This window comes from Prolixibacteraceae bacterium (assembly GCA_019856515.1).
In the GTDB taxonomy this organism is placed as follows: domain Bacteria; phylum Bacteroidota; class Bacteroidia; order Bacteroidales; family Prolixibacteraceae; genus Halosquirtibacter; species Halosquirtibacter xylanolyticus.
This window is the reverse complement of record CP082230.1, coordinates 1,325,674-1,344,639: the sequence shown is the minus strand read 5'-3', so window position 1 is coordinate 1,344,639 and position 18,966 is coordinate 1,325,674. Positions and strand designations below refer to the sequence as shown.

At 36.1% G+C, this 18,966-nt stretch carries 12 protein-coding genes; 10 read left to right on the top strand and 2 right to left on the bottom strand.

Annotation, left to right across the window (positions count from 1 at the left end):
• Positions 1-7: 7 nt before the first annotated feature.
• The 10 genes from K5X82_04575 to udk all read left to right on the top strand — a co-directional run bounded on the left by K5X82_04575 (position 8) and on the right by udk (position 15,559).
• The gene (locus K5X82_04575) at positions 8-1,729 is read left to right on the top strand and encodes a RagB/SusD family nutrient uptake outer membrane protein (GenBank protein ID QZT38179.1); all 1,722 of its coding nucleotides are present in this window, start codon (positions 8-10) and stop codon (positions 1,727-1,729) included.
• A 141-nt stretch (positions 1,730-1,870) separates the two neighbouring features.
• Positions 1,871-4,567, top strand: a complete 2,697-nt coding sequence (locus tag K5X82_04570) for a SusC/RagA family TonB-linked outer membrane protein (GenBank protein QZT38178.1) — start codon at positions 1,871-1,873, stop codon at positions 4,565-4,567.
• 13 nt (positions 4,568-4,580) lie between these two features.
• On the top strand, positions 4,581-6,287 hold the full coding sequence (locus K5X82_04565) for a RagB/SusD family nutrient uptake outer membrane protein (GenBank protein ID QZT38177.1): 1,707 nt from the start codon (positions 4,581-4,583) through the stop codon (positions 6,285-6,287).
• 23 nt (positions 6,288-6,310) lie between these two features.
• On the top strand, positions 6,311-6,982 hold the full coding sequence (locus K5X82_04560; GenBank protein ID QZT38176.1) for a BACON domain-containing protein: 672 nt from the start codon (positions 6,311-6,313) through the stop codon (positions 6,980-6,982).
• A gap of 111 nt (positions 6,983-7,093) precedes the next feature.
• On the top strand, positions 7,094-8,554 hold the full coding sequence (locus tag K5X82_04555) for a hypothetical protein (protein QZT38175.1): 1,461 nt from the start codon (positions 7,094-7,096) through the stop codon (positions 8,552-8,554).
• A gap of 80 nt (positions 8,555-8,634) precedes the next feature.
• Complete coding sequence (locus K5X82_04550; protein ID QZT38174.1) at positions 8,635-10,092, top strand: DUF4971 domain-containing protein; 1,458 nt, start codon at positions 8,635-8,637, stop codon at positions 10,090-10,092.
• 201 nt (positions 10,093-10,293) lie between these two features.
• Positions 10,294-11,505, top strand: a complete 1,212-nt coding sequence (locus tag K5X82_04545; protein QZT38173.1) for a hypothetical protein — start codon at positions 10,294-10,296, stop codon at positions 11,503-11,505.
• Positions 11,506-11,819: 314 nt separating this feature from the next.
• Positions 11,820-13,331: a sulfatase-like hydrolase/transferase gene (locus tag K5X82_04540; protein QZT38172.1), complete on the top strand. Its 1,512-nt coding sequence runs from the start codon at positions 11,820-11,822 to the stop codon at positions 13,329-13,331.
• 175 nt (positions 13,332-13,506) lie between these two features.
• Positions 13,507-14,715 carry a hypothetical protein gene (locus K5X82_04535; protein QZT38171.1) on the top strand — a complete coding sequence of 403 codons (1,209 nt, stop codon included), beginning with the start codon at positions 13,507-13,509 and terminating at the stop codon, positions 14,713-14,715.
• Positions 14,716-14,950: 235 nt separating this feature from the next.
• A complete protein-coding gene (gene udk / locus K5X82_04530; protein QZT39081.1) occupies positions 14,951-15,559 on the top strand; it encodes a uridine kinase in 609 nt (202 codons plus the stop codon).
• Between the two features lie 61 nt (positions 15,560-15,620).
• Here the strand turns inward: udk and K5X82_04525 are convergent, their stop codons facing one another.
• Both K5X82_04525 and K5X82_04520 read right to left on the bottom strand, forming a co-directional pair.
• Positions 15,621-16,757, bottom strand: a complete 1,137-nt coding sequence (locus K5X82_04525; protein QZT38170.1) for a hypothetical protein — start codon at positions 16,755-16,757, stop codon at positions 15,621-15,623.
• A 12-nt stretch (positions 16,758-16,769) separates the two neighbouring features.
• Positions 16,770-18,773 carry a TonB-dependent receptor gene (locus K5X82_04520; protein ID QZT38169.1) on the bottom strand — a complete coding sequence of 668 codons (2,004 nt, stop codon included), beginning with the start codon at positions 18,771-18,773 and terminating at the stop codon, positions 16,770-16,772.
• Between the last annotated feature and the right edge of the window lie 193 nt (positions 18,774-18,966).

Sequence of the window (18,966 nt, the reverse complement as noted above, 5' to 3'; positions counted from 1 at the left end):
AGTTTACATGAAAAGCAATATATTAATATTCATCATTGCTGTAGGCGTTATGTTTGTCACGTCTTGTTCCGAAGTGAAATTTGGTGATGAATTTTTAGGTGATAGTCCTGAGCGATTAGGTGCGACATTAGATACTATGTTTTCCTCAGCTGTACATTCGGATAAGGTATTGACTACTGCTTATTTGAATCTGCCGTATGGTACCAAGAGAAGTTATACTACAGATATATATACAGACTTAGCAATAAAAACGGGAGCTAACCCATATTATAATGGCGCCATTGATCCGACGGTCTCAAAAAATGATTTGTTATATGCCGCGGGAGGTGAATCAGATTGGAAAGCGATACGATATGCATGGCTTTATATTGAACATATCGATAAAGTTAAAGATATGGACAATAGTGAGAAGGCACGACGAGTTGCTGAAGCAAAAACAATTATAGCCTTGTGTTATGGTCGTATGTTAAGAAATGTTGGAGGTGTCCCATTAATTAAGAAGTCAATAGGGCTTGATGATGCGTTTACGTTCCCTCGTACTTCTTTTGCCGAAACCGTGGATTATATTGTGACCCTTTTAGATGAAGCAGTAGAGGATTTGCCATGGAAATCAACGGCTAATGATGATGGGCGAATGACTAAGGCTGGGGCAATGGGTTTGAAATTAAGAGTACTTCTGTTTGCTGCAAGTCCTACATTTAACTCTACTACGCCATGGCATGCTAAGGCAAACAAGTATACTCGATATGTAGATGGTGATGTAATGGGGAAATGGCGTCGTGCTGTCAGTGCAGGAGAAGCGTTTATGAGTGCATTACAGGAGAATGGAGAATATATGCTTACACAGCCGACAGAAGAGACTCATGAAGCGAGACGGTTGGCATTTAGAAAAGCATATTATGAAAGAGGAGGAACAGAAATTTTAATCTCGACAAGACGAAGTTTTAATAAACCTGTGTTCGAGGGAGGGATGAGATATTACTTTGGACCAACATTAAATTATATCGACATGTTTCCATGGGCAGATGGAACGGAATTTCCTGATGATTATGATTGGAGTAGTTCGACACAGTCCCCATTCTATGATAAAGATCATCGTCCAACCCGTGATCCACGTCTATATGAAACAGCAGCTGTTCCAGGTAGCTATCATTATAATGGAACTATTGCACCAGTATATTTAGGTCACCCTGACTATCGTAAAGGGTCAAGTACTGGTTTTAGAACCATGAAATTTATACTCGAGTCATATGAAGATAGAGCAGGTAAAGGTACCCAGTTTCCGTATTTACGTTTACCTGAAGTATTCTTGAGTTATGCTGAAGCATTAAATGAGGTAGAAGGTGGACCTAATGAGAAGGCATATGATTTTATTAATAGGGTTAGAAATCGTGTTGGGTTGTCGGATTTGCCTAAAGGGCTTAGCCAAGAGTCTTTTCGTAAAGCCTTGTTAAAAGAGCGTGCTTTAGAGTTTGGTTTTGAGAATGTACGTTGGTATGATTTGATTCGAAGAGGTATGGCAAGCGATTTCACGAAAGATCTAAATATTTTAATCAGTACAGTCACTAAGAAGGAGAATAATGTTCCTGTTTCCTTTCGATTTGAAGCGATTAAATGGAATCCAAATAGATATTGGAAGGAACATTGGGATACCAAGTGGTATTTGTCTCCGATCCCTAGACTTGAATTAAATAAAGGGTATGGGTGGATACAAAACCCAGGTTGGTGATTTGAATTTTCATGTTTTATAGTAACAGGCAATTTTTTATCAAAACTATTTATGATGGTGTTTTGGTATCATGGTTTGTACTGTAAATAATCGTCTCATGATCATGACTTTCAATAATTGTACATGAATAAAATAAAACAGATGAATAGAATATATTTATATATAATAATTGGTTTGTGTTTTATGTCTTTGAGGACTGTGGCACAATCACACACAGCAACCAATAAAAACTCCATCGATTATGCATCTCAAAATGTTGTGGAGAGCGATGTCTTAGAGAGATCGCCTGAAACGGATGTTAAGAAATCTTTATATGGCAAATTAGCTGGACTTAGCGTTTTTCAGGGAAAAGGGCGATCGTCTGTTAATTTTGCCTCATTAAAATACCATGGGTTTGCACCATTGATTTTGGTGGATGGATTTCCTCGAGATATCAATAATATTACCATGGCAGAGATAGAGTCTATTACATTGTTAAAGGATGCTGCATCTTTGGCAATTTATGGGGTAAGAGGAGCCAATGGTGTTCTTAACATTACAACAAAGAGTGGTGTTAAAGGAAAGATGGATATTGATGTCAAGTATCAATTTGGAGTAAATGAACGTTTCAGGTCTCCAGAATTTGCTGATGCATATACTTATGCTACTAAGCTTAATGAGGCATTAACATTAGATGGTCTTGCTCCGAAATATAGTGCACAAGAGGTTGGTGCGTTTCAATCAGGTGCTTATCCGTATGCATACCCCAATGTAGATTGGCAAAAGGAGGTCTATGAAGATTATGGTTTTAATCATCAAGCCCATGCTACGTTTAAAGGAGGAGGAGAGAAATATAGGTATTTTGTTGCTGGTGTTTACTCTTATGATAAGGCGATGTATAAGGATCTTAATGAGAATTCTAGATACTCAACGGTCCCTTTTGATGTGAGACTAAACCTACGTGCCAATGTAGATGCTGATTTAACCAATACGACCAAAATGAAAGTAGGTTTGATGGTAAGAATGCAAGAGGTGAATGGCTCATATGCACAGAATGTGTCGAGACGAGTCTTTTATACCCCATCGGCTGCTTTCCCAGTAAAAACAGAAGATGGTATCTATGGTGGAAACAATATATATACAAAGAATAATCCCGTTGCATTTTTAAGTCGTAATGGTCACAGAAAAGATATCTATAAAACGATGAATGCTAACATAGGTCTCCATCAAGATTTAAAGGCGATCATCAAAGGATTATATGCGGATGCCTCTATCTCTTTTGATAACTATGGCGCATTAAGAGAGTGGTCTGTTAATAATTACAGGTATTCTGACTTGAAGAGTCAGATAATGGATGATGGAACTGTCGTAATGACTCCCGAGATCTATGGTAAAGATTCTCAACTCCCTTCTTTCAAAAATAAATTTGAGAAGTTATATCTAAAAACAAATTTTAAAGGAGCGCTTGGTTATCAAAATAAGACAGCTAATCATGACTTTGCTATGAATTTGATGTATGATTATCAATCAGACTTGAATAATGGTCGAAATAGAACTTATGAAAGACAGTCGTATCTTACTAATATGAGTTATACGTACAAGAATCGTTATTATCTGCATGGTGTGGTCAATTATTCTGGAACGAACTTATTGCCTGAAGATCAAAAATACAATACTTATTATGCTGTTTCCGGGGCGTGGACGCTTACAGAAGAGAATTTTATTAATATTCCAGGGGTTGATTTATTTAAGTTACGTGGTTCTTATGGAACTTCCGGTTGGGATAGATCAATTACACATGAGCTTTTTCGTCAGAGTTATGGTAGTTCAGGTTATTATGTCTTTGGTCTCGCATCAGGAGCAAGTGGATGGAGTGAAGGACGTTTGCCAGTTCAAGATTTGAAAATAACAACATCCGAAAGGTCTATTATAGGAATGGACTTAGAGATGTTTAAGAATCGTTTGGCAATTTCTTTAGATGGTTTCTATGAAAAGAGAAGTGATAATTTAGTGGATATCTCTAACTCGGTTTCCGGTGTCATCGGCATTGATGTTGCTAAGATGAGTTCAGGGGTAAATGAGTATAAAGGCGTTGATATTAGTATGGGATGGAATGATGATATTGGGAACTTTAGTTATGGCCTATCTGGTACTTTCTCATTTATAAGAAGCAAAATTATCGATTTCCAAGAGTCGTATAAGCAATACGATTATTTATATCGAACAGGTAATAGAGCAGGACAAAGATATGGATTAGAGTCTGTTGGTTTTTTTCAAGATCAAGTTGATATAAACAATAGTCCAGTTCATACATTTAGCACGGTACGACCTGGTGATATAAAGTATAAAGATCAAAATGGAGATAACCGCGTTGATAGTGAAGATGTGGTAAAAATGTATCAGACAGGATATCCTGAAATTTATTATGGATTTAACCTTAATATAGCTTATAAATCAATTAGTTTGAGTGCGGATTTTCAAGGTGTGGCAAACAGAACAATTAACCTTTTGGACAGTCCATTGTATAAACCCCTTATTGGAAATGGGAATGTCTCATTAACATTTATTGATCGTGAAACAATATGGACTCCAGAGAATCATGATCGTGCTACCATGCCACGTTTGACTACAGCGGCAAATATAAATAATTACAGAAATAGTTCAACATGGTACCGTGATGGTTCATTTTTAAAATTGAGAAATCTACGATTGGCATTGGATCGCCCTAAATTTTCCATCTACATATGTGGAACTAATCTGTTTTCATTTGATCATATTGATTTTACTGATCCAGAGCAGTTAGGAATAGCATATCCTACAGTGAGAAGCTATTGGGCAGGACTTAAGTTTAACTTCTAATAATCGGTGGGTTATGAAATATATGAATAATATAAATAGATCATTTTTAATAATTGCAGCACTATTTTTTATGGGTAGCTGTAGTACACTAGAGTTTGATGAAACGAGTGGCCTGGTGCAAAAAGAAGATGTATATAAGTACTTTGATAGAACTACAAGTATGTTAAATTATCTCTATACATTTATTCCACAAGATTTTTCTTCGGTTGGAGGTGCACCAAAAGCTTGTGCCACTGATGATGCTGAATTTGGACAAAAATTTAGTGGAGTACAGTTTTTGACTAATGGATCATGGTCTGCTTTAAACCTTGTTGATTATCCATGGGATAAGTATTATAAAGGGATCCGAGCAGCCAATGGTTTTATTAAAGAGATCGATAATGTGGACCTGACCAGGTATCAATATGATAATGGTTATGGGTTGATGATGAAGAAACTCCCGACTTACGTTTATCAAGCACGTTTGTTAAGAGCTTACTATTTCTTTGAACTTGCACGAAGATATGGAGATATTCCTATGCCTTTAGATGTGCTAACCATAGAGGAGGCTAATAGCATTACAAAAACAAAGTTTAGTGATGTGATCGATTTTGTAGTAAAAGAGTGTGATGAAGTTGTTCCTAATTTACCCTTAAGTTATAAAGAGTTGTCAAAAGAGTATGGCCGAATGAATAAAGGATTTGCGATGGCACTGAAGACCAAAGCACTTTTATTTCGTGCAAGTGCGTTACATAACTCTTCGAATGATAAAAAATATTGGGAACGATGTGCGGAAGCAGCACATGCATTAATCGATTCTTCAGAGACCAAAGGATGGTATGGCTTGGCTGGTGTATTGACCGCGATGAACAAATATGATGCAAAAGATGTAATTATGTTTCGTCAGAATGGGCCAAATTCAACCTTTGAGAAGATTAACTTTCCTGTTCGTTTAACAGATGGTAAAAGTAGTACGACAGGTGTATGTCCATCACAAAATTTAGTAGATGCTTTTGAAACAGTCAATGGAGAACAGGTGATTCTTACTGATCAAGGATGGGAAAGTAAAGATCCAACTTTCGATAAAGAGAGGCCATATGAGAATAGAGATCCTCGATTTTATAAGACGATTGTTACCAATGGAATGAAGTTTAAGGATATCACAATTGAAGCTTATGAAGGAGGTCGAGAGCGTGTTGCGGTTTCAGAAGGAGGAACAGCTACAGGATATTTTCTTCGAAAGTATATTGATGAGACAACTAGTTTTGATCCAAACAAACTCGTGAAGAAAAGACATACGTGGATTATATATCGTTATGCTGAAGTTTTGCTTAGTTATGCTGAATCTATGATAGAAGCTTTTGACGATCCTGATTATACAGATACGAAATATACTCGTTCTGCAAGATGGGCGATAAATCAGGTGAGACAAAATGCGGGTATGCCAACAATAGAGACTTCTAACAAGAGTGAATTTATCAAGAAACTTAGAAATGAGTGGCGAGTGGAGTTTGCTTTTGAAGGCCACCGGTTTTGGGATATTAGAAGATGGAAAATTGGAGCAGAGACACAAACAAGATTGTATGGTGTTTCTATCACAAACAAAGATGATGGCTCTCAACAGTACCAACGACAGTTGTATGAGACTCGATATTGGGATAACAAAATGAATTTATATCCAATTAAACAGTCTGAATTATTTGCTAATCCGAATTTGCAACCTCAAAACCAGGGGTGGTAATTATCTCTCTAAAGTTTAATGAAATGAAAATACAGTTAACTAAATCGATATTTTACTATTCATGTCTTGCCATCTCTGGACTATTGAGCATAGGTCTAGTATCGTGTGAAGATTCAGGAATTGATTCACAACCAGAATTTGAACCAAAGATAACTTGGAGTGCTGAAACGCAGTATGATGTCCTTTCTATAAATGTGTCTGACATTGAATTGAAAGTAAGTTCAAATAGGCCATGGGATATTTTAAGTGATCAAGAGTGGTGTACTGTTAGTCCTGTTAATAGTGGAGAAAGCTCCCTCGTTAGTAATGTAGTAATATCTATTGAGGATAATGAAACATTAAAGGCAAGAGAAGCAGTGGTAGAAATAAAAGCAGAAGGGGCTACTTCACGCCGTGCCATTATTAAACAAGAGTCGAAAGTTGTTTTAGAAGTAGATATGTTTGAAACCGAAGCTCTATTTAAACATGAGAGCGAGTCGAAAAGTTTTCGATTAAGATCGACTCGTAAATGGACTATCCAGACTGATCAAGAGTGGATGACTTTTGATGTTGCTAATGGGAGTGGAAACCCTGAAAGCGTTGATGTTGTTGCGACTGTTTTAAATAATGATTCAGAGACACGTGAGGTGAATGTGATTATTAGTAACGGCTTAAAAGAGAAGAAATTCGTATTTAGACAACAAGAGAAGTTATAGCTTTTTGTTGTAGTACAAGTATTGATTCCGGGAGTTTATGGACAATAGCAGCTTATTTCGCAATGTGTTATTGTTCATGACTCATAAGTGTAAAATATAAATTGAGAGAAAATGAAAAATACACGATATAAAAGTGCTCTTTCCATCTTGATGTTCTTTTGTCTATTTCCCATTCTGATGGTTTCATGTAGTGAGGAGGAAGAGGAAGAATTCACTATTGTTGACCTTCGTTATAATCCAAAAGATAAATATCAATTGTCTTCAGCAGATGCAGAAGAGATTAAGTTTGAAGTTAAATCGAGTCATCCATGGAAAGTGTTTGGTAAAGAAAACTGGTATACTATTAATCCTGAAAGTGGACCACAAGATCAAATCTTTATGGTATCTATTAAAGTAGAGGATAATACACTCTTAGATGATAGAGTGGATACTATAACTATAAAAAGTGATTATTGGGTTGGTAAACGTTTTACGATAGAGCAAAAGGGTATTGCTAGATTAGAAGCAAAACACGATAATGATAGAGTACTTAAAAGTGTGGGAGATCAATGTACTTTTACGATTGAATCTAACCAAGAATGGTCTTGTGAAGTGACGGATGGTGGTGACTGGCTTAGTATTGATTCGGGGATAGAAGGAAGCCATGATGGAGAAGTGATGGTTTCTTCTACAGAGAATAAAGGAGAGGAACGTACAGCTATTGTGACTGTATATGATCGACATAAAAAGGAGGCTGCACAGATCAGTGTCCGACAAGCTGGAGTCAGATTAGTACCAGGGGAATTGGAATGGAGAGAGAGCCATCGGGCGCATGAAATTGAGATTAAAGTAGAGTCAAATACACAGTGGACTATTGCGAAGCCTGATTTTGACGTTTGGTATAAGATCACTTCAGGTGTGGATTATAGCGGAACACAGAGTATTAAGATTCAATTTGATGAGAATAGTGGTATTTCCGTTAGAAAATCATCATTGACATTGAAGACTGTAAGTGAAGATCCTTCCGTGAAACCTTTGGTTAAAACGATTGTTTTGAAGCAAGCCCCTACACCTTCTCCGGAACATACAGAGTTAAACAAGGGGTTTTTAAAATCTAAAAAAGCTGCAGGTACTCCAATATACGAGAATGGAGATATGATCTGTTCAGGGAAAAAGAACAGAGTTATATTATGGTTAGATCGTTTAGGAACTCATACATTCCGAATTAAGAGTATGGCTAAAGGTTCATATCCTGTTTGGTATATAATTGACGGATGGGGTAAGAAAGAGTTGAGATACCATCTGGACACGAATAAAGGTTTGACTAAATCTAGTGTGACAACCCAAATTGGTGGGACATTAGTTGGACCAAATGTCCCTCTAGATATTAATAAAGCCCATGATTTGAGTGTTAGGATATCATCCATTGATGGAATGCTTAAATATGAATTGGCATTGGATGGGGAACATTTTAGCTCGGTGCAAACAACTATTCCTGAGAATAAACGCTTAAGAGTTTACTTAGGAGCCAATAAAGGGGACTGTACTTGGGATTGGTATGAATATTATCCTCTTGTCAAGTGGGATGAATAGTAAAATATAGAGATGGGGGAATAATAATTTATATTACTGTTTCCCCCTAAGTTATTTTCTAAATCAATTAACATTAGATTATGGTTCTAAAAATAGTATTACGTAATATATATTCAACAATTGGAAGTCTTGCTGGATTGCTAATAATGTTTACAATCTTAGTGAGTTGCTCCTCGGAAGAGAAAATAACCCAAGACCTTAAACCTCGCCTGTTAAGGGTGAATTTTAAGGTTGGGAATCAAGTGTTAAAACGTGCAGTTGAAGGTGATGAAAATACAATCTATGTCGGAGGAATTGTTCGAAGATCACAGATTAGTGATGTTTGGTTTAATACAACCGAAGGTGTTAAAGTGACGCCAAATCCAGCAGATGTGTTGCAGTCCTGGAAGAAAGAGCAAAAGTTTGTTGTAGGTACAAGCAATAGTAGTTCTCAAGAGTATACTATTGTAATGAGTGATTTTATAGAATATGCAAATGGTAAAAATGCCAATTTTAAGGTGATCGGATATTTACGTTCGAGAGGTTTTAAGGATATCTCAAAGATGGATTTGAGTAAGACCAACTATATGAATCTGTCATTTGCGAACTTAGATTCTAATGGTAAGTTATTCTTCAAAGACAATGTGGATATAACAAATGTAGTGGAAGAACTCAAGAGCTTAGATATAAAGGTGATGATGTCTATTGGAGGTGGTGGAGTAACCGATGAAATGGCCGAACCGTGGCAGCAATACGTTAAGGTCGATAGACGTGAGGAGTTGGTGTCTAATATAATGGATTATGTAGAGCTGTATAATCTAGATGGTATCGATGTGGATTTTGAGAATGATTTTTTACTTAGTTTAGGTGAAAATTATGATCCGTTTATTAAACTACTAAAAGAAGCATTACACGCAGAAGGAAAAGAAATTACAACAGCATTACCGACTAAACGTTCGTTTGCAAATGTATCACAAGAGACTTTAGAATCTTTTGATTTTATCAATGTGATGTCATATACCGCTACAGGTCCATGGAATCCAGAAAGAGTTGGTCCGCATTCTCCTATGTCTATTTTGGATGATGTCTATAATTTTTGGGTCATTAAGAAAGGGATTGCTAAAGAGAAAATAATCCTTGGTTTGCCTTTCTATGGACAAGATTTTGCAAATTTTGATAAGTGGAAGTGGGGACTGACATGGCCGCAGATTATTGATGGCCATCCTGAGTATGCGTATTTGGATCAGGTGGATAAATTGTACTATAATGGTATTCCAACGATAGCAAAAAAGACGCATGATGCAATGGAAATGTTTGGAGGTGTCATGGTTTGGTCTTATGGTTTGGATAAGTATAATGAGATGTCTTTATTGAGGGCTATAAATCAGGTGGTAGATGCAGGTTTAAAAGAGGGTGTTGAAATACAAACGTTCTTTGCCGATGAGGATGGTGATGGGTATGGCAATATTTACAAACCATTTCAGGCATATGAGCAACCTGAAGGGTATGTTCTTGATCGTAAGGATAGTAATGATCAGGATGCTTCAATACATCCTTAGTGAAATATAGCATCTTATTGAAATGAGAGAAATTATTTCATTTTATTCTGTTTATACTTTCTAGCTGAAATTACCTTGTGCAGGCTTATACATCCACTTTTGCCTAGTATAAATATAGATGTAATTATTTCTCTCACATTTCAGAATATAATTGGTGTCAATATTTGACCCATAAGTGGCACCTTTAACTGAACATAGATTATGAACAAGAATCTTTTAATGATAATGTATAAAAAAGGATATTATAGGCTATTGCTTTTCGTAATAATTGGAATCACTAGTTCGTGGAATATCGCCTTCGCATCTTGTTGTCCTAATAGTATGATTTCAACATTCGATTCAAATGAAACAGTTATTGAGGATACTTCATTTAAGGTGGTAGGTTATTTACGCCCGAAAGGGTTTAAAACTTTAGATTATTTAGATTTAAGTAAAACGACTCATGTAATGTTATCGTTTGCTAATGTGGACTCCAATGGGGTGTTAGTTTTTGAAAAAGGGATTGATTTCACAGATGTCGTTCAAAAACTACAGTTACAAGGGGTCAAAGTAATTATGTCTATCGGTGGAGGGGGAGTTTCAGAATCCACTTCTAGTAATTGGAATAAATATATACGAAATGATAGAGAAAAGTTAATTTCTGGAATTGTAGATTATGTGGAAATATATAATTTAGATGGTATCGATATTGATTTCGAAGGAGATTTTATTCGAAGTCTAGGTGATCATTATAATGTTTTCTCAAAAGAACTTCAAGTTGCATTACATTCTAAAGGCTTATCGTTATCTGCAGCATTTCCTGGTCGTTTTCTATATGGCAATGTAACAAAAGAGACACTTCAAGTTTTCGATTTTATAAATGTCATGTCGTATGGTGTCACCCATCCGAATCGACCAAAGAATCCAGGGCAACACTCTCCGATGTGGTTGATTCAAACAGCTGTTGATTTTTGGCATCATAAAAGAGGTGTGTCATTAAATAAAATCATATTTGGATTACCATTTATGGGATTTGATTTTTCTGAAGATAGTACTTATAAGTGGGGTATTATTTGGCGAAATATCATTAAGAATAATCCTGAGAATGGATATGTTGACAGACATGATCAGATGTGGTATAATGGCATTCCAACAATTGCAAAAAAAACACATCGTTCGATGGAACTATTTGGAGGAGTCATGGTGTGGTCATATGAGATGGATGTGAATAGCGATATGTCCTTGCTAAAGGTAATCAACCAAGTTGTAGATGCAGGTTTGAAGGAGGGGGCAGAGATAAAAACCTTCTTTGCAGATGAAGATGGAGATGGTTACGGTAATATTTATAAGCCATTACAGGCTTATGAGCCACCCCAAGGGTATGTTCTTAACAGAAAAGATCTTAATGATCGTGACACTTCTGTTCACCCTTAAAAGAAGAGTGTTAAATAATTACACGAATTATTCAAGCCATAATAGTCACTCTATTATGGCTCGGATTTATTTATATCGAAGAAATGATAATGTTTTATTGTTCGTAATATATACTCTTCATCGCTTTTTGTGAATGGCACACAATAGAGTATTCATCCAAAATATCATAAACTTTTTTAGAAGTAGTGTAGCCTACTTGCCTTATCAACTGTATATTTTATGATGCAATATATTGTTGATCTGTAAGTTTTATTGCTAGGGTATAAAAACAAAAAAAAACTGAAATATACATTAATTAATATTAAGTGATCGTTATGAATAAATTGAAAAGCACATTAGTTTTAAGTTTCTTTGGAATAGGAACTGTTTTTGCACAAGAACGTCCTAATATCATTGTCTTTCTTGTAGATGATTTAGGGTGGAATGATACTAGTTTGGCAATGTCTGGAGAACCAACAGAGTATAATAAGAGGTACAAGACCCCGAATTTAGAGAAGCTCGCAGATAAAGGAATGATATTGACCAATGCACATGCACAACCTTTATGTGTTCCTAGTAGAGCATCTCTATTAAGTGGACAGAATTTTATCAATCACAATGTGATTGGAGATTACGATTGTACCTTTACAAAGAAGAAAGATATATTGATTCCTCCTGGAGATATTTTCAATCCTCGTTATGCACTTCCTCAGATTGTAAGAGAGGCTGGATATAGAACGATTCATGTTGGAAAATACCATTTATCTGAACATGTATCAAAGTTTCCTACTCCAGAAACATCAGGTTTTGATGTAAATATTGCTGGAAGTAATTTTGGTGCACCTGGAAGTTATTATGCCAAAGATAACTATAGCCGAGGTAAGAATATTATGCATGATCTAGAAGGGTATGCTAAAAAAGGAATGCATCTTACGGACGCGCTTACTGACACTGCAAAAGCAGAAATAAGTAAGAGTGTTGCTATGAAAAAGCCGTTCTTTATGTATTTGGCTCATTATGCCATCCATCGTCCATTACAAAAACATGCTCCATACGATCGTGAGTATCATTTACAAAAAGGAGAGGACATTGGAGAGAGTTATTATGCAAGTCTCATTGAAGGAGTGGATCACAGTCTAGGAAGTGTGATGGATCATCTTAAAAAACTTAAGATTGATGACAATACGATTATTATCTTCTTTGGAGATAATGGCGGATTAGTGATGTATCGAAAGAAACGATGTTTATATGGCGGACATCAATTTAACTACCCTTTGAGAAGTGGTAAAGCGAGTCTCTATGAAGGAGGAATAAGAGTTCCTGCAGTGGTTTCGTGGCCAAGCAAAAGAACCTCATCTGGAATTAGTAATGCGCCTGTCATGATTGAAGATATCTATCCGACGGTGCTTGCTGCCGCAGGAGCTAAAGTTCCCAAAGAGTATTCAGTGGATGGTATGGATTTGTCACACCTAGTGAAAACAGGAAAAGCAAAGAGACAGAGAAAACATAGGTCTATGTGTTTTCATTTTCCATATCGTTTTGTTGGTACGGTAATGTGTGGTAAGGACTTCACTATTGAAGAAGTTAATATTGGGGCAGCTATTATTAAGGATGGTTGGAAATTGATCTACCATCAATATGATGAGCATTTTGCATTATATAATCTTAATGAAGATATAGGTGAGGAACACAATATTATTGATAGCCACATGGGTCGAGCACTTGACTTGGCAAAAATTCTCGAAAGTAAATTTAGTCAATACAAACCAACTGTTGCTGTAAGAGTTGATGAGCAACGCAGGGTAAGTAGCCCTATGGAGGCCTTTACAAAAAACTACAACCTCTAGATCATCGATCAGATTGTATTACAATTTGATCACAAATATCTTTTAACCTTCAGGCTTATATGTTTGGAGGTTAGAAGTTTTTGGCTTTATCTGAAAAGAATATGGTTGAACAAACCTAATACAGATGACCTCTATCCTGATTGCAACTTGATTATAAATTTTAAAAACCTAAATTATGAATTTAAACACAAATAAAGTTGAACAATCCATGATGAGATGCTTGGTTTTGTTGGTTCTAGTTTGCTCATTTATTGGATGTAGCTCCACAAAAAAACTTAAAGATAACAGTTGTAAAGAATCTAGAGTTGTAATGAATGATCTTAAGCCAAAGCATGTCCAGAAAAATACAAATGGATTTAAGGTGATTGGTTATTTACGCCCGAGAGGATACAAGTATGTTAAGGATATGGATCTTAGTTGGACTACCCATATAAATCTATCTTTTGGTAATATTAACGAAGAAGGAGAGTTAGTCGTTGATCAAGATATTACTTCGGTTGTATCATCACTTCAAGCACAAAACATAAAGGTGTTTATTGCTCTAGGTGGCGGTGGAGTAAAGGGTGAAGTAGGTAATTATTGGCGAAAATATGTTGATGTCAAACATAGAGATCAATTAATTTCTAACCTGATAGGTTTTGTAAATAGATATAATCTTGATGGTATAGATGTGGATTTTGAGAATGACTTTCTTAAGAGTTTAGGTGATAATTATAATGTGTTTGTTATAGAGTTGAAAAAAGCATTAGGAAGCAGAGGGTTATCTGCAGCTTTCCCAGGGAGATGGTTGCATAAGAATGTTTCAGATGAAGCAATCGATACTTTTGATTTTATAAATATTATGGCCTATGATAATAGAGGCCCATGGAATCCTAATAGACCCGGTCAGCATTCTCCACTATCCTTACTAACTACTGTTAATGACTTTTGGGTAAAAGACAAAGGGGTAAGTAAGGATAAGATCATTTTTGGACTTCCTTTTTATGGATATGATTTTTCAGGAGATAAGGTAAGGTCTGCTGTTTGGTCAAATATTGTCACGAATAACCCTGAGTCTGGTTATGTGGATCAAGTTGGAGAATTATGGTATAATGGTATTCCAACAATAGCTAAAAAAACACATGCTTCGTTAGATATGTTTGGAGGTGTAATGGTTTGGTCTTACGGTGTGGATATATTTAGTGATATGTCTTTGATTAAGACAATCAATCAGGTTGTAGATGCAGGGGTGATAGAGGGGAGTGTTCTGAAAACCTATTATGCAGATAGTGATGGCGATGGTTTTGGAGATATTTATCATCCATTTCAAGCATATCGTGCTCCTGAAGGATATGTTGATAATCGTAAAGATATTAATGATTTAGATCCCTCTGTTCACCCGTAAATAGGAGGTGAGAAGTTGGTGAAACCGTTATTTGTTGATCCATCCTATTGGTGGTTTTTTCTAAACATTTCATCTTTTGTTGCGTTTCATAATTAGTCGTATTGACCATAGAAATGGTAACTTATTTAGAGTCAACATATTTAAATATTAAGTGTAATATTAAGTTAAAATGATTACTTTTGTTCAAACCCAAGAGAAGAGATTCTCTGATTTAAATATTTGTTTTCAAGAAAGTATGATAGTTATAGGAATTGCCGGAGGTACTGGATCGGGGAAAAGTACAGTTGTTCGACGTATTATTGAAAACTTACCGAATGCCGAAGTGAGTGTATTAGCACAAGATTCATACTATAAAGATAGTAGTCATGTGCCAGTAGAAGATAGACAACATATCAATTTTGATCATCCAGAAGCGTTTGAATGGGATCTGTTAATTCAACATATTAAAGATCTTCGAACTGGAAAAGATATTCAACAACCTGTCTATTCTTATTTAACATGTACACGCTCGGAAGAGACTATTACTATTAAACCACAGAAGGTAGTTATAGTAGAGGGAATATTAAGCTTGGGACATGCCAAGTTACGAGATTTAATGGATATAAAGGTGTTTGTAGATTGTGAGTCCGATATTCGTTTATCTCGAGTTGTTCAAAGAGATATTATAGAGAGAGGAAAGAATGTGCAGCAAGTGTTGAATCGTTATGAAAATACTGTAAGACCAAGTCATCTCCAGTTTATTGAGCCAACCAAACAGTTTGCTGATATAATTGTTCCCCAAGGTGGTCAAAACCACGTTGCTATTGATATTTTGACGCAATTTATCCAAAAGAATTTAGCTTAGGTACATAAACCTTGATACATCGGGTTCCTTTTTTGAAGGAACACCGATGTAACTAATATTTTTAGTTATAGTTGAAAAGGAACGAGTTTGGAAGTGGTCCCACTTGGAACTCATCCACTTTATTTAAGTCTATTGTATATCGATAGACCTTTCCTGGTTTAAAATAATCGATAGCATCACCAATGTAAATATCTTCGTTTTTAGGATCTATTCCAAGGGCATAAAATGTCTGTCCTTCGACTGCATCAATAATTCTAGAAGGAGATGTGTCAGTGATTTTCATACGATAGATATCTTTATCAATAAAAAACAGTGTGTCTCCTGCCTTATTGATACAGATATTTCGCTTTGATGTATTACTTGGAAATTCATAATGCCATTCGACTTTATGTGTTTTAGGATCGATTCGATAGATGGAACCGTTAGTATCGGCATATTTAGACCCTGGATATGAACCATCACACAATACCCATAATTTGTTGTTTTTGTCAACAGCCATAGATTGTGGTTGTATTCCTACTTCGATACTATCTTTAAGCATATTGGTATTGGGATCGATCACTAATATTTTGTTGTCATTACTCCATGCATTGGTGAACAACTCATCGCCTATAGCTACAATACGTTCGGTAGTGTGTTGCGGAGCAGAGTAAGGATCGTCAAGTACCGATTGTGGTGTATCGGCATTGTATGTGTCTATTGATCCGACAATAGAACCTGTTTCAAACTCTTTCTGCACCAGATTAACTATCTGGACTTTATTTTCTTTTAAGCTGGTAACATATGCCCTGTGGTCTGGCGTTGTAACCATATAGCGAGGAGAATTCAATTCGGTAGTTTTCCCTAGGTATTCTGCGGTACTGGCATTTATCGTTAGTATTTTACCATCCCCATTTATAATGATATGAATTAGGTTCCCTTCTTTTGTCATGGATTGAGGACTCGCACCTAGGAAAAGTCCATCCTCTCCAATGTCTTTGTTAACACTTTTGAAGACTCCATTTTCGATTTGGTTGCTTTCTGGATGATAGAAATCTAATGTTGCTGCTTTTACATCTCCATAAAGCCCTTCATTTAGAATATAGATACCATTGGAGTATGCTCCTGTAGGTGTTTTTTCTGGTGTAACCTCATCTGCACATGAGATAAAAAGAATCACAAAAGATAGTGCGATGAGCCGTAGATAATTTCCTGCCATTTTAGATTTGTTTTAAAATTGATAATTAATTGAGAATAGAAAGTTGATGCCAGGCATGGTAAGCCCGACGACACTCTCGTATGTTTGATTTGTTAAATTATATACCGATAGCGTATAAGTTAATTGCTGTTTTTGCTTCAAGGTCTGGTGGTACGAAATATCTATATTCGCAACATTATAACCATCAATGACACCATACCCCTCTGTAACCACATTGTTCGTAGTACTGTATTGCATACTATTCCATATCCAAGATATTTGGCTAGACCACTGTTTATAGTTGGCAGACATGTCGTAAGAAAGCGTGTGTAAGGGGGTGTAAGGCAGTTGTTTATTGTAAGTGTCTTGGTCCATATTATTATCGATGGAATGGTTGAGTGTCTTGGAGTAGCAATAGTTCAACGTGCCGCTGATGGTTGTTTTATCATTTGCCTCCCAAGTGCTGGTATGAATAATATTTACTCCATATAAAAGTACTTCCTTTTTGTTCATTGGTGTCCAATATCCGTATTCTGTTGGTTCCCATGCAATCCAATCGTTAATTTTGGATTGATAATATTCAATATAGGTGTCGAAGGAGAATGCCCCAATTTGACTTTTGTTTGTCAAACCTACATTATACCCCCAACCATCTTCTTGTTTTAGATTAGGGTTTCCTCCAGGTACTGCATATTGATCATTTAACGTCGGAAAATTATAACTTCGATTGACACTAGCTGAAAACTCTAATATTTGATTGTCTAGAGCTAGGATGTTGATACCTACAAATGGAATAAGTCCACTATAATCCGTTCCATTCCATTGATTTTGTAGGGATAGGGATGACGAAATACGAGTTGAAAACTGATATGCCATTTTGGCGGAAACATCTTTTTGTATTCTAGTATATTCCTGGGGCTTATTATCGATTTGTTGATCGGTGTTAATAGATAAATAGTTGTATTGGAGATCTACCTGAAGGGATAATTTGTTTGAAATATCTTTATAACCATTAAGTCTATTGTATGAGTTGGTGCTTTTGCTAATATCATCATTACTGTATGCGTTCGCATCGCTATTCTTAAAACGAAAACGATTATACTCATAGCTTAAAGCACTCGTTAAGTTCCATTGCCAACCGAGAGAGTTCGTGAAAAACCGTAAACTACCTCTATGGCTATGGGTATTAGACCTATTTTCTCTGGCATCATTGCTGCTTTCATTTGTTGAAGCCATCGGAATAGATCGATCATTGTCTTGTCCCCAGTAGTGTGCTGAGATCCGACTATGATCATTTACTTGATAAAAAAACTCTTGAAGTAGTCCATATGTTAACCAATCTCCTTGGTCATTCGTTTCTTTAGGGTTAACCCAAGCTGTCCCTTCCTCATTAGGTTCCACTTTTGAGGTGTTAGTGAAAGTAAAGTCATTGAGAGATTTACTGAAGAATGTTCTGGTGTTTGCGGTTAGTTTAGGAAGTAATTTGTAAGAAATATTCCCATCACTATTATAGGTGTGGAAACTACCTATAGATGCTTTAATGTTCCCACTAAAAGAATCGGAAAGATTAGGGAAAGTTTTTAGCTCAATGGTTCCACCTATATTGCTGTTTGATATTCCAGTCGCGCTCCCTCCATAGTATATCGAAGCTTGATCCACCACATTGGTTGGTATTAGCGAAAAGTCTACGGTTCCATACATCGGAGAGTTTAGGGGGATACCATTCCAAATGGCTTCCGTGTGGTTCTTCCCTGTTCCTCTAATGGATAGGTACATCGCTCCGCCACGTCCTTGTTGTTGCGAGTATATGGCACTTTTCTGAATGATCATCTCCCCAAAGTTATCTACATTACTAAGGTGAATGTCTTTAGAACTGATCCTTGTAATAGATTTGCCAGCAACATATTTTGACTTTCCTTTTTGAGTTATTGTGACCGAATTAAGTTGTAGTGTATCCTGCGCTATATTGTTTTGTGAAAGAACCACAAAGGGACATAGCAAAAGAAAAAGAATTAAGTGGCAGAAAAGACGTTTCACAAAAAAAGATATTTAAACATTGTTGTTGTATGCAAATATATAAAAAGAGAAAGAGGTCCGCTACATTTTTGGAGTAAAAATGTAGCGAACCTCTAACTTTAATACCTAAGATAAGGGCTTCTTTAAAACCCTGTCAGTCAATTCATGTTGCAATTATGCACTGAAAGATCTAAATTTCCAAGCCTAGGTCTGG